Here is a 13,650-nt window from a genome sequence, read left to right on the forward strand (position 1 = left end):
CGGTGGCAGCTAGCCACACTACCAGACCACTAGAGTTGTGAGGAGGAAAAATTAATCAAGACTTGATTTTTGTACATCAATTGGCTCTAAATATAAGGGTTACGTCTTGAGTGACTGACAAACCTACCAAAAAATCTTTCAGCTCCCGAGTGTCCGACGTCACATCGGGGGAAATGCCGATTCAACACTCCATCAAGTTACCCAGCCTAATTTAGGGAGTAAGACCCCCTAAGCTAACTAGTTGACTGCGTCGGCAACTATGGGTAAATTCTATCAGCACTCCTGGGTCAAGATTTGTCAGTTAGGCAAGATAAAGCCACATCTGTGGAAAATTTGAGGAGTAAAACGTTCTCCATGAACATCTCAACCTTTACTTTTAAATGTTCTCGTCGTACCTTCTGCTCAAGGTTCTTTTCAGTCAGCACCCTCCTCTGAAGAGACCAGGCGTAGATAGCCTGCCTTCAGGTAGCTGACCAGCCTAAGACCTTGACCGAAGGGGTTGCCCTCCAGGTTTTGGGTCTACGTTGTTGGCAAGTGTTAAAGTTCCTACCTTGGGGTACTTTGCCCGCTCCAAGCTCTAGAACCGAGTCGTTAAACAGTTAGACCAGGGGTCAGACAGTGCGGTTCGGAAAGTACCGACCAACAACGTTGGCCAGGCAAACCTTACCTTGTGCAGAATCGGCGATTCCGGCTTTAACTGGAAAGCACAACAACTGCACCTCTTGTTGTCCAGCTCTTTTTGGGACGGCAGGCTATACCGCAGCGTCGCGGTTCCTCTGGGGTCACCAGAGGCGCAGCTTCCCCGCTCCCAAACTTATCTAGTTGAGACGATAATACCGTGCTCCTCACCAGACCACAGTAGTCACAAGGAACTTAAGGAACTTAAGAAACTTAGGGTTGCCTGTGACATTGGACAATTTAAGTAAGAACAAAGACTATGAATGGAACTTGGGAAGGTATCTTCCAAATTGTAGGAGTGGGTGTGCAGCCATCGGCACACCTGGTTTTAGCCCAGACAGGAGTTCCCGCATTAGACCAAGTTTTGGCAGATGGGGGAACCACCTTACTGAATGTGGTTAAAGCGATCGCAATCTTAGTCATTGGTCTTATCCTTGCTAAGATTGCTGCTGGTATTACCAAAGCAGTACTGAATCGCACCAATATTGACAACAACATTGCTCAGTGGGCTACTGGCGGTCAGCCAGGAAGCCAGCCTCCTCCAATTGAGCAATGGTTATCCGGGGCGGTTTTCTGGATTATCATCGTTTTCACGGTAGTGGCGGTTCTAGAAACCCTCAAGCTAGATACGGTTTCCGGACCCCTGAATAGTTTTCTAGACACCATCCTCGGCTTCCTGCCCAGTGTCTTTGGTGCGGCGATTCTCTTGGGTGTTGCCTGGTTACTGGGAACTATCGTCAAGATGATAGTAGTCAGGACGCTCAATGCATTGAATATCGATCAGCGCTTGGGTGAGCAAGTCGGCGATGCTGGCACTGGTCAGTTCTCTCTGGCTCAAACCATTGGCAATGCCCTGTACTACTTAATCTTCCTACTGTTTTTGCCATCGGTATTAGAAACCCTAGGCTTACAGGGAACTCTCGATCCAGTACTAAGTATGCTGGGCGAGATTTGGGGGATTGTACCCAATATTGGCGCAGCCATCGCAATTGGTGCTATTGGTTGGTTTATTGCTCAACTTGTACAACGTCTTGTCACTAGTTTCTTGACAGCAGCAGGTACAAATCAGCTCGGGGAGCGGTTTGGACTGAGTACCTCTGGTGGCCGCTCCCTAGCCGGGATTATCGGTACGATTGTCTATGTCCTGATTTTGATTCCCGTTGCTACCGCTGCCCTTAATGCCTTGCAGATCCAGGCCATCTCTGGCCCTTCGATCGCAATGTTAAGCCAGGTTACTAATACCATCCCCAAACTCTTTGCTGCGGCTGGTATTCTGGCAGTTTTCTACGTAATTGGACAGTTTGTTAGTGATCTGGTCACCAACGTCCTGACAGACCTTGGCTTCAACAATCTATTCAATTGGCTAGGTTTTTCCACCAGCGCTCCTAGCACCACTGATCAAACAGCAGAATCAGAAACACCACAGAACCCACTTACCAGTCGCACTCCTTCTGAGCTAGCGGGACTGCTTGTACTGATCGGTATCATGATCGCTGGTATTGTGGCAGCAACTGATGTGTTACAGATTCCTGCCTTAACTGAGATTGTGGGTGGGGTCGGTTTCATTGGTGCTCGGGTGCTGTCCGGGTTAGTAGTCCTGGCTATCGGTCTGTTCCTAGCCAATTTTGCCTTCAACTTGATTACTGGCTCTGGCGCTCGCCAATCCAATATCCTGGCACAAGTAGCTAGGATTGCGATTATTGCCTTTTCTTTAGCTCTAGGTCTACAACAAATGGGCATTGCCCCTGATATTGTGAACTTAGCCTTTGGTTTGCTCTTAGGTGCAATCGCGGTTGCGATCGCATTAGCCTTCGGTCTCGGAGGTCGCGATGTTGCTGGTGAGCAAGTTAGAGAATGGCTAGATTCTTTCAAAAAGTAAGTCGAAGTTATTCGCGTAGCGTGGCCTATTGGCCAAGGTTGTTCGCCCTTTTTGAATTAAGAATTAAGAATGTAGAATGTAGAATTCTTAATTCTTAATTCTTAATTCTACATTCTACATTCTACATTCTGACAAACAACCTTCAACCTTCAACTTTTGTTAATCTTGCCCTCAATTCTCCTTTAATGCGATGGAGAATTGAGGTTTCGTCTAGAGAGGAGAGAATTCGTCTAACAACGGCTTTTGGTCCATCGTCTCCCCAGGATGCGCCATTGGCTAAATAGGTTTTGGTAATTTGTCCAATACCATAGCCAGAAACTCCAGCAACACTAGCTTGGGTGATGGCAACTGACATATATGGCGCTAGGGAAACCCCACCAGTTACAGGGGCAGAAATCCCTAAAATACTTTTTAAGCTACTCAATCCCAAGTTAGCCAAGAGTTCACTAGCACCAATACCTCCCATACTCATAGCGATTTTTTGTAATAATTGAATAGCTCCCTGCTCAGTCATAGGAATACCATAGAGACGGGATAAAGTAAGAATCATTACCACATCAACTACAGTAGCGGTGAGGAGATCCACAACAGTAACTGGATTGAGAGCAATGACAAATGCTTTAGTTATTACTGCTTTCCAGATAATTTGATTAGCACTATCATCCCGAATCTTCATTTTTCGGTTGACCAAGTTTTCATTCAACTCATCGGCGTAAAGCATGGTGTTAAGAGCAACAAGGGATTTACCTTCCCGATGTAAAATCTCCAGAATTTTTAGTTTCAAATCTTCAATCTGGGGTTTCCCTCGGCGGCGCTTGACCTGAATTTTGCCATTAGGCGATCGCACTGCTACAGATACCAAAGGTGAGGCAGCAACCATCACAATTTCTGCTGGTGAAAGCAACTGCTTGACCCGTTCATCCCGAATTTTGCTGTAAATTGCTATACGATCAGCATCAGGATATTGGTCAATCTTGTTGAACACCAGTAACATCGGTTTACCACTAGCTCTTAACTGCGATAGAGCTTGGTACTCTACCTTAGTCATATCACCAGCAATAATAAACAACAGTAAATCTGCCTGTTTAGCTACCTCTAGGGCTAAGGCTTCCCGAGTTTCCCCATCTACTTCATCAATTCCTGGGGTATCGATTAGCTGAATTTGGGAATTACCAATACTGGGTAGGGCAACTTGGAGAATATCCTGTTGGCTATGGGTTGGACTATGGGTTTCTTTACTAGAGGTTTGACTAGGGGTTTGACTAGGGGGCTGCCAATTAGCAGTTTGAGCATTTTGGGTCACCCCATGTAGGGCACCAGTTTCAAATACAGGTTGACCGACTAAGGCATTGAGTACAGAGGATTTCCCCCGTCCCACCATGCCAAAGGCAGCAATTTGGATACAGGTATTTTCCAGCTTCTGAAGCAGATTGCCTAAGTCTTGGATTTGAGCATCTAAACCAGCTTTTTCTCTACGGGATAGGTCAAGATTAGCTACTAGATCCTTGAGGGAGTCTTGTGCCTGTTTGTAGTTCAGTTCTGCCTGGATTTGCTCAAAACCTGAAATTGCGCTATCTAAATCCTGATCAAGATCTAGAGAGTTAACAGAGTCAGACTCAGGCCAGAATTCGGTCAAAACAGCACCTCCTGCTTAAGACACTTCTGCTTTCGATCCTAGAGCATCAGTTCAGGAATCACTTTTGATAAATCACTCATTATAGAATTAAATGCTTCACAGCTTACATCAGTTACATGCATTATTCATCCCTGGTAACTTCCTGATTACAACCCACAGCTGTAGAAGAGTTAATCATTGCCTTACACCATTGGTTCGATGGAAACCATAGGAGAGATATGAGATGATCAGCCAATTATTAAGTGTTAGTCTAACCTTGCCGATGCTCCTGAACTTAGGTCAGAGTCTCACGGATACCCAAATCCTAAATTATGGTAAAGTTAACCATCATACACCAACATGGACAAATTTTCAGGGTAAACTCAATAGTCAAAACCCACCGTCGTTATCCTTGGCAAGCCGGGATGAAGCACAAGACCAAGAACAGAAGTGTGAGTGGCTAGACATATGTTCAGAATTTAAGGGGGCATCTTTATTGGTTAGCGAAACCCTTTTCTAAAAGGTAAGTTAGGTGCTACACAAACGTGGGAATTCCCATTGTCCTGCGACTAAATCAGGAAGGAAAATTACGCTATCATGGTATTATATCTGCCAAGATTCTACAAAGCTTGTAATCCCAGCAAGCCCCTGAGCATGGGAGATGTCAATGAGCGCAAATACTATATTGATTTTTCCCCAGTTAGAGGAAATAAAATTATTGAGTCCCTCAAGCGAACCATCACCCTAATTTCTCCAGATGAGCCGACTTGTCAGCTGTTTACAGGGCATATTGGCTGTGGTAAATCCACAGAATTACTTAGACTAAAAGCTGAGTTAGAGCAACAGAAATTTCATGTGGTTTATTTTGAGTCGTCTCAAGATTTAGACATGGCTGATGTTGATCTAAGCGATATTTTGCTGAGTATAGCTGGTCAAGTCAGTGAAAGTCTGGAGAAAATTAATATTAATATAAAACCAGGTTATTTTGTCAATCTTTTTACAGAAATTACCGATTTTTTGCGCACACCGATTGAATTGGGTGCTGAAGCAGAATTGTCGGTAGGCATTGGCAAAATAACGGCTAAAACTAAAGAAAGTCCTAAGCTGCGGCGTCGATTGCGGGAATACCTGGAACCTCGCACTAGTGGAATCTTAGACTCGATTAATGAAGAACTACTAAGACCTGCTACCACTACCCTGAAGAAAAAGGGCAAGGCGGGACTAGTGGTGATTGTGGATAATCTGGATCGGGTGGATATTCGCCCCTTACCCTCTGGGCGATCGCAACCAGAATACTTATTCATTGACCGGGGTGAGCAGTTACGGCGACTCAATTGCCATATTGTTTACACAATTCCCTTGGCGTTAACTTTCTCCAATGAGTGCGAAACTCTGAAGAATCGCTTAGGTGGTGGACTCACTCCTAAAATATTACCCATGGTACCAGTCAAACTGCGCACAGGTGAGGAGTTTCCCGATGGCATGGCACTGCTGCGAGAAATGGTGCTGGTTAGAGCTTTCCCCAATCAAACTCCTGAGCAACGATTTGCTTTGCTCCCGGAGGTATTTGATAATATAGAAACTTTAAACCGCCTGTGCCGAATTAGTGGTGGTCATGTGCGTAACTTGCTAGGATTATTGTTTGATTGTCTCAGGCAAGAAAACCCACCGATTCCGAGCGAGTGTTTAGAAAATGTGATTCTCGAACGGCGGGATTATCTGCTCTCATCAATTACTGATGAGGAGTGGGAATTACTGTTTCAGGTGGTGCAACAGCAGAAAGTCAGGGGTGATACGGAATACCAAACTCTATTGCGCAGTATGTTTGTCTTTGAATACCGCGATCGCGATGGAAATTGGTTTGGTATAAATCCAGCATTAGAAGAGGCACCGCAGTTTAAGTCATGGTTGAAACAAAATCACCAGCAGACGCTGCCCAATACAACGATAGTACATTAAAGGCTCTCTCTAGAGCGATCGCATTTTCACAAGGGGAATTTTCCCTTGTGATCGTGCGATGTAACTACCAGGGTTTGCAACAACAGATGCTGCAACGCCTCAAAGCACTGTGTCAGCCGCAATACCCGATTACAGAGTTTATCATACCGCCATCTGCTACCACCCTTTATACCACCATCCAAAACTACGAACACAGGGAATTGGGGCGTGGAAAGGACAGGGGGATAGACAGATGCGAGCACAGGGAGAGTTCTAGCCCCATCGACCCTTCATGGCCTGACCCTCATATTTCCTCACCCCCTCATTCCGCATTACTGATTGTTGGTTTAGAGTCAGTCGTTGCCCTTGAGGAATTACTTACCTCTACTAATCAAGTCCGGGATGAGTTTCGTAAACGCCTAACTTTTCCTCTAATATTGTGGGTTAATGACCACGTACTGCAAAAACTGATGCGGTTGGCACCCGATTTTGCCAGTTGGGCAGCCACTCCCCTCAAGTTTGAACTGACCACCACAGAGTTAGTCAATTTTCTAGGACAAAAGGCTCAAATGGTATTTGCCTGTCTCTTAAACTCTGGAGAGTCTTCCCCCTCAACCACGCCACAAATCCCAAATCCCAACCTACCGGGCGGAAACGCCAAAGGCGAACAACCAACCAACCTCCAACCAACCAACCTTCAACATTCCAACCTTCAACCTCCCAACCTTCAACCTCCCAACCTTCAACCGACCAACCTTCAACCGACCAACCTTCAACCGACCAACCTTCAACCGACCAACCTTCAACCGACCAACCCCGATATTTGTATTACCTATTCCAGGAACTCAGCACTGCAAAACCAACGTCGATTTGAACTGGATTTTGCCCTAGAAGATTTACACAGTCGTGGCATTACCTTAGACAAACAATTAGACGCCAGTCTAGAATTTGTTTTGGGTCTAGATGACTATAAACGCGATCGCATAAATCTAGCCAAGAAGCGGTTTCGTAAAAGCTTAAGAGTTTGGCAGCAAACCGATAACTTAGAACGGCAGGGGCTATTATTATTTTATCTTGGTTTGTGTTACTGTCGCCAAGCTGACCAAAATCAAGCTCATAAACAGCGCTATTGGGAAGAAGCTTGGCCGTATCTGCATAAATGTATGGGAGTTTTTACCCAAGCAGGGCGTCACGATATGGTGGCTATTTTTATTAGTAAGCTAGCTGAACTGCTGCAGCATCTGCAAGGGTGGTCATTCTTACAAACCACCTCTCAACAGGCTCTGTGGCTTCATGAAACCTATGGGACTCAGGTGCAACTAGCCCAAGACTACGGCTTTTTGGCAGAAGTAGCCCTTGAGCAATCCCGATGGCAGGATGCTGGTCAATTAGCGGAGAAAGCTCTATTAATTTTGGTTGTTGCTGCTGATGATCAGCCCCATGACCAAGGCTTGCATCCATTGCTATTAGCCCAGCTCTATCGGTTATTTTTAGTAAAATCCCAGCGCCAGCAGGACAATGTAGCAGAAGCCGACAAGCAGCTGGAAAAAGCGAGTCAGAAACTGGCAGATGCCATAGAATCCAGCAATTATCGCTATGAGCCTCAGCGTTACCTGCACCTGTTGGAACGATTACGTAGCCTTTACTTTGAACAAGGGCAATACCTAGAAGCATTTCGGATTAAACAAGAACAACGGGCAGTGGAGCAGCTGTATGGCTTCCGTGCCTTCATTGGTGCTAGTCGTCTACAGCCACCACGAGGAGCTAATAATCCCAGCTGGCATGGCGTACAGCCACAAGACCTTGTTCCCCAGGAAATGGCAGCTTCCGGACGTCAGCGAGATGTAAACCGCTTAATGGAACGGATTACCCGTGCCGACCACAAACTGACAGTGATTCATGGTCAGTCAGGGGTTGGAAAAAGTTCTATTGTCCATGCCGGATTAGTGCCAGCACTCAAAAATAGACCCATTGGCGATCGCATTGGGTTACCGATTGTGGTGCAAGTTTACACCGATTGGGTGGGGGAACTAGATAAACACTTGGCCGATCAGGTATCAGGAAATGGAAATGAGGACCCCTTGATCAGGGAAAAATTTCTAAATTCTAATGGTAACGCCCTAATTGATTCTGTCCTGGAGCAATTACAACACAACGCCGACAATAACTTGTTAACGGTTTTAATTTTTGATCAATTTGAAGATTTTTTCTCTGTTTATTCCCATCAATCCCAACGAAAGCTATTTTATGATTTTTTAGTAAATTGTCTTAAATTACCATATTTAAAACTACTTTTTTCTATCCGAGATAACGCTTTACATAACTTACTAGAACTAGAACATTACACGTGGGAAGTTATAGAAAGTAATATTTTAGATAAAAAGATTCGTTATCCATTAGTAAATTTTTCCTTAGAAGATGCTTATTCAGTTATTCAAAGCTTAACCCATCGGGCTAATTTTTATTTAGAGCCAGCTTTAATTGATGAATTAGTCAGAGAATTAGGAGCTGAAATTGGAGAAGTGCGTCCCATTGAGTTGCAAGTGGTAGGAGCTCAACTCCAAGCTGAAAATATTACTACTTTAGCTCAGTATCAGCACCATGGTCCGAAAGCTAAACTGGTGGAGCGGTTTTTAGAAAAAGTTATTAAAGATTGCGGTCCTGAGAATGAAACAGCTGCTTGGCTAGTGTTGTCGTTACTCACCGATGACAATAAAAATCGACCCCTTAAGAATCGCTCCGAGCTAGCCATAGAGTCATGCTTAGAAGATCATAAACTAGATTTAATCTTAGAAATTTTTGAGAAATCAGGATTGGTATTTCTATTACCAGAAGTTCCGATCAACCGCTATCAATTGGTTCACGATTACCTGGTAGACGTTATCCGCCAGAAAAAGCAATCGAAACTCCAAGCAGAATTAGAAAATCTGCGCCAGAAAGACAAACAGAGCCAGGATAAAATTGAGCAACTGGTTAAACAACAAGAACTCCAAAACCAACTGGCAGAAATAACCAAAAAACAAAGGAAAACTGAAGAAAAGCTGAATCGAATTCTCAGACAACGATTGCGAGAAGCACGTTGGGCAGGAATGGCACTGTTCAGTCTGATGGTGATTACCGGTATACTTGGGGTTCGCTACGCTATCAGTAAAACCAACAACCATTTGAGTGACCTGAGCTACTCGTCAAAAGCTCTAGTTGATGCCAACAGAACCTTTGATGCCCTCATCCTAAGTTTAGAGGCAGCCCAGCAATTGCAGAAATCCCTTGGGGTGAATGCAGAGACCGAGACACGGGTAGTCACTGCTCTACAACAGGCAGTTTATGGGGTCAGAGAACGCAACCGTTTAAAGGGACATCGAGATTGGGTCAGTAGTGTCAGTTTTAGCCCAGATGGTGAGCTGATTGCCTCTGGGAGTAGAGACAAGACTATCAAACTTTGGCGCAAAGACGGTACCTTGCTCAAAAGTTTTCGAGGTCATCGCGCTGGAATCCAGAGTGTCAGTTTTAGTCAAGATGGTCAGATGCTGGCTAGTGGTAGTGAAGACAAAACTGTGAAGCTGTGGCGTAAGGATGGCTCCCTGGTAATGACCTTAGATGGGCCAGATGGGCATACTAAAACAGTCCATTGTGTTAGGTTTAGCCCCGATCGCCAGATGATCGCATCGGCTAGTGAGGATAAAACTGTCAAGCTATGGAGTAAAGATGGTGTTTTACTCCACACTCTAACCGGTCACAGTGATTCGGTGTTGGGAGTTAGTATTTCTGCTAATGGTCAGTTAATTGCTTCCACCAGTAAGGACAAAACTATCAAACTTTGGCGCAGTGACGGAACACTGCTGAAAACCTGGCAAGCTCATACACAACCAGTGGTGAGTGTCAGTTTTAGTCCTGATGGCAAGACTATTGCATCTGCCAGTACAGACAACACTGTCAAACTCTGGCAAACTGATGGGACATTAATCGATACCCTCGAAGGTCATCGTAATTGGGTTCTGGATGTCAGTTTTAGCTCGGATGGTAAGAGGCTAGCCACTGCTAGTGCTGATCACACCATCAAACTCTGGAACACTGATGGGGAATTAATCGAAACCTTGGCTGGACATAGCGAAATGGTGGTAGATGTGAGTTTTAGTCCGGACAACAAGACGATTGCATCTGCTAGTGTAGACAAAACCATTAGACTCTGGGCCAGCGACGGGGGTATACTGGCACCGATCCGCCATAATCAAACTGTCAGAAGTGTAAGTTTCAGCCCCGATGGTGAAATGATTGCTACTGCTAGTGCGGACAATACCATTCAACTTTTGAGCCGTAAGGATCGTAGCAGAAAAGCCTTCTTGGCTCATGGTGAAGCGTTGACTGGAATTAGTTTCAGCCCTGATAGCAAGATCATGGCTAGCGCTAGTGAAGATAAAACTGTGAAACTCTGGAATTTGGATGGCTCCTTGCTTCACACTCTAGAAGGACATCAGGATAAGGTTTGGGGAGTTAGTTTTAGTCCCGATAGTAAGTTAATTGCCTCTGCTAGTGCTGACAAAACCGTGAAACTCTGGGATTTAGACGGCACCTTGTTCAAGACCTTAGAGGGACACCAGGATCAGGTTTGGGGGGTCAGTTTTAGCCCAGACAGCAAACAGATTGCCTCTGCTAGTAATGATGGCACGGTAAAACTCTGGAATCGCAATGGTAAGTTGCTCAAAACCTTAGAAGGGGATAATCAAGAGCATAATGATGCTGTGAATTGGGTTACTTTCAGTCCCGATGGCGAGATGATTGCTTCTGCTAGTAGTGATGGCACGGTAAAACTCTGGAATCGAGATGGCAAGTTGCTCAAAACCTTAGAAGGGCATAATGGTGCCGTGAATTGGGTTAGTTTCAGTCCCGATGGAACCTTAATCGCATCTGCGAGTAGTGATACAACGGTTAATCTTTGGAGTCGGGATGGACATTTAATTAATACCTTTAAGGGACACAACGATTCGGTGTTTGGAGTCAGTTTCAGTCCCGATGGCAAGTGGCTAGCTTCTGCTAGTAAAGACAAAACCGTGATTTTGTGGAATTTGGATGTGGATTATTTGCTAAGGCGGGGTTGTGCTTGGTTGTACGATTATTGGCACTATAACCGTGAAGGTCAGAGGGATAAGCTTTGTGGATTTTCACTATAAGGAAATAGGGAGTAGGGAGTAGGGAGTAGGGAGTAGGGAGTAGGGAGTAGGGAATCGGGAATCGGGAATCGGGAATCGGGAATCGGGAATCGGGAGTAGGCAGCAGCGCTATATTTTATTAACTCTTGCCTATTGCCTATTGCCTCTTGCCTCTTGCCTACTATTAAGGACCTCCTTGTCTAATGGAGGAGCCAGAAGCCAGCGTTTGCCTTGGATAGTTCGCGCTGGCTTCTTCCTATCTCCTTTTTGCTTACTTTTATAATAATACAAAACACGGAAATAGTTCAAAAATATTAAAAGACTTAAAAAACTAATTTACGCCCTTGGTGTTGGGTGAAATAAAAATTATTTTAATTAGTGAAAATAATTACTTAAAACTATAGGTAATATCATGTTGGTTTGAACACTTATAAATAGTAGGGAATAGGGAACAGCGGTTCTAGTTGCTATAATAAAATTGCACTAAATAATGTGCTAGTAAATACCCCACTCATCAATAATTTTTTCTCTTTCAGAAACCGCCAATTGAGATAGATTTTTACCAAGAGCAGATTCCATTTCAGGGGAGAGAATTATGTGCTGATTTTGGTCAATAATTATGTGCTTATCTACTTGCTCTTGGGTAAGAATACCCTGGCATACATAAGTTGAGAGTATTTCGAGAACAACCTGAAATGCATTGTAAGGAATAGAAGTTAATTTAAACCCAGGAATATGAATATATTTACCCCCATTTTTATGGTGATATAGATAACGAATAGGATTATCATCCCGTTTGGCAGCATCTACCTCATCGGTAGTTTTTCTACCAGGATAAACTTGAACTGCTTTTTTGAGCTTAATATTTTCCAATCCCTTAGCCCAAGGAATCCACCGAGAAATATCCTGCTTAATTGTGCTCAACATTTCTGCTTCCGTTCTACCAGTTATTTTTTCCAAATTATCCAACCATTCCTTAGGAATATTTTTCGGAGTTTCAGCCAAGGGAAAATCTAATTCTGCCTGGTTATATTCTCGACCAGAAAAAATTGCCAGATGATCGTATCCGACTTTAATTATTCCACCATATTGACCTCGAATGAGCATAGTACTAGAAAAACTTTTGTCGATTTCTGGAAACTGTTTTTTCAAGTCTGAGGGAATCTTGTATAGTCCATAAACTTTTAGCTTTACTAGATTTCCTTCGATATATTGCTCAAATTTTAGTTCTGGAATCGGAATGCCCAAACCCTTGGCATAACCAGCATTAACTATCGTATCGAAATAAAGTTGATTATTGTGGTTTATATTTAACTCGAAGTTTTGACTATTGATGGCAATATTACGTACTTCATTATTGTAGTGAATGTCAAAAAAATTTTCTCTAACAAGAGAATTAAACAGATTTATCATGTGACAAACATATTCGGCAATATTTAAGACAAATTGCCTAACTTTGACTGCACCAGCGATGTCCTGTTTGGCCGGATCGAAATTTCCAATTAAGGGTTTGATGGCTTCTTTATCTAGTATATTTACTAAGTATTCTGGCTTACCAAAAATATTTTCATTCTGATATTTTTTTAAATGTTGCTGATAAATCTCAACCAGAGAAGCAGCAACATCTTTAAAAGTTATCCCTTCTTGGTTAATAGCAGTGTTTCCTATTTCATTGGGTACTAAATAATTAACATAGCTATCTCCAAAAACATACTCAGGCATTAATTTTTTAAATAAAATACTTTGTTTGAAGAAATGTTCCAGTGTCTTTTTATGTGCACCATAAACAAAATGATGCAAAATACCTGTATTATTGAGAGAAGCTCCATTTTTATTAAAAACTTTGGATTCAGCTTCAAAAACCGATACTTTAGCGATACCTAATCTAGCTAAAATACATGCTGTTGATACTCCCATAGCACCGGCTCCAATAATGGCTATATTTTGTCTTTGCTGAAGTGGTAGATTAAATACAGTTTCTAGCATTTTTATCCAGAGCAATTCCATCTAAATCAGGTTAAAATAGAAGCAAACGTGATTGGACTTCTTTTCCACGATAATTCTCATTTTTGCTTGCTTCAAGGAGCATAGCAACGGAGTCGGAACGTTGATTTTCCTTAAAGGGGCTACTTTGAGTATTTATACTTATTTCAATTGTTCTCTATAGCTGGTATCACAGTTTAGGGTGCGGAATGTGGGTTAAAAGTCACTAAGTCCGATTGTCATAATTGGTTTACTCACTGCTGTTACTTTACCTCATAAGTCTTAGAATTGCTATATGCTTTATTAAATATTGCCTCTATTCCTCTCCTGGGAGGGGTTAGGGTGTGTTTTTAAAGTTTTCCGCAAGATTATGATCCCCCCCAGCCCCCCTTAAAAAAGGGGGGAGCCAT

6 protein-coding genes are annotated in these 13,650 nt (G+C 43.4%); 4 read left to right on the top strand and 2 right to left on the bottom strand.

Translation table 11 applies throughout. The features are described 5' to 3' along the window. Nucleotides 1-937: 937 nt before the first annotated feature. Nucleotides 938-2,557, top strand: coding sequence for a mechanosensitive ion channel (locus F6J90_RS38930; protein ID WP_293106892.1), 1,620 nt, complete (start codon nt 938-940; stop codon nt 2,555-2,557). 142 nt (nt 2,558-2,699) lie between these two features. Here F6J90_RS38930 and F6J90_RS38935 read toward each other — a convergent pair whose 3' ends face one another. Then, a complete protein-coding gene (locus tag F6J90_RS38935; RefSeq protein WP_293106895.1) occupies nt 2,700-4,193 on the bottom strand; it encodes a GTP-binding protein in 1,494 nt (497 codons plus the stop codon). A gap of 223 nt (nt 4,194-4,416) precedes the next feature. On the opposite strand from F6J90_RS38935, the gene F6J90_RS38940 reads away from it, so the two are divergent. The 3 genes from F6J90_RS38940 (at nt 4,417) to F6J90_RS38950 (ending at nt 11,278) form a co-directional block, all read left to right on the top strand. Then, nucleotides 4,417-4,692 (top strand): hypothetical protein, encoded by a 276-nt coding sequence (locus tag F6J90_RS38940; RefSeq protein WP_293106897.1) that lies wholly within the window; start codon nt 4,417-4,419, stop codon nt 4,690-4,692. Between the two features lie 77 nt (nt 4,693-4,769). Further along, nucleotides 4,770-6,131: a P-loop NTPase fold protein gene (locus tag F6J90_RS38945; RefSeq protein WP_293106900.1), complete on the top strand. Its 1,362-nt coding sequence runs from the start codon at nt 4,770-4,772 to the stop codon at nt 6,129-6,131. After that, on the top strand, nt 6,077-11,278 hold the full coding sequence (locus F6J90_RS38950; protein WP_293106902.1) for a hypothetical protein: 5,202 nt from the start codon (nt 6,077-6,079) through the stop codon (nt 11,276-11,278). Before F6J90_RS38945 ends, F6J90_RS38950 begins: the two co-directional genes overlap by 55 nt. A gap of 474 nt (nt 11,279-11,752) precedes the next feature. On the opposite strand, the gene F6J90_RS38955 is transcribed toward F6J90_RS38950, so the two are convergent. Continuing rightward, the gene (locus F6J90_RS38955) at nt 11,753-13,243 is read right to left on the bottom strand and encodes an FAD-dependent oxidoreductase (RefSeq protein ID WP_293106905.1); all 1,491 of its coding nucleotides are present in this window, start codon (nt 13,241-13,243) and stop codon (nt 11,753-11,755) included. Between the last annotated feature and the right edge of the window lie 407 nt (nt 13,244-13,650).

The organism is Moorena sp. SIOASIH, from assembly GCF_010671925.1.
GTDB lineage: Bacteria > Cyanobacteriota > Cyanobacteriia > Cyanobacteriales > Coleofasciculaceae > Moorena.

Coding starts and splice junctions, on each gene's coding strand:
- F6J90_RS38945 (WP_293106900.1), top strand. CDS start 4,770: ATGGTATTATATCTGCCAAGATTCTACAAAGCTTGTAATCCCAGCAAG.
- F6J90_RS38940 (WP_293106897.1), top strand. CDS start 4,417: ATGATCAGCCAATTATTAAGTGTTAGTCTAACCTTGCCGATGCTCCTG.
- F6J90_RS38930 (WP_293106892.1), top strand. CDS start 938: ATGAATGGAACTTGGGAAGGTATCTTCCAAATTGTAGGAGTGGGTGTG.
- F6J90_RS38950 (WP_293106902.1), top strand. CDS start 6,077: ATGGTTGAAACAAAATCACCAGCAGACGCTGCCCAATACAACGATAGT.
- F6J90_RS38955 (WP_293106905.1), bottom strand. CDS start 13,243: ATGCTAGAAACTGTATTTAATCTACCACTTCAGCAAAGACAAAATATA.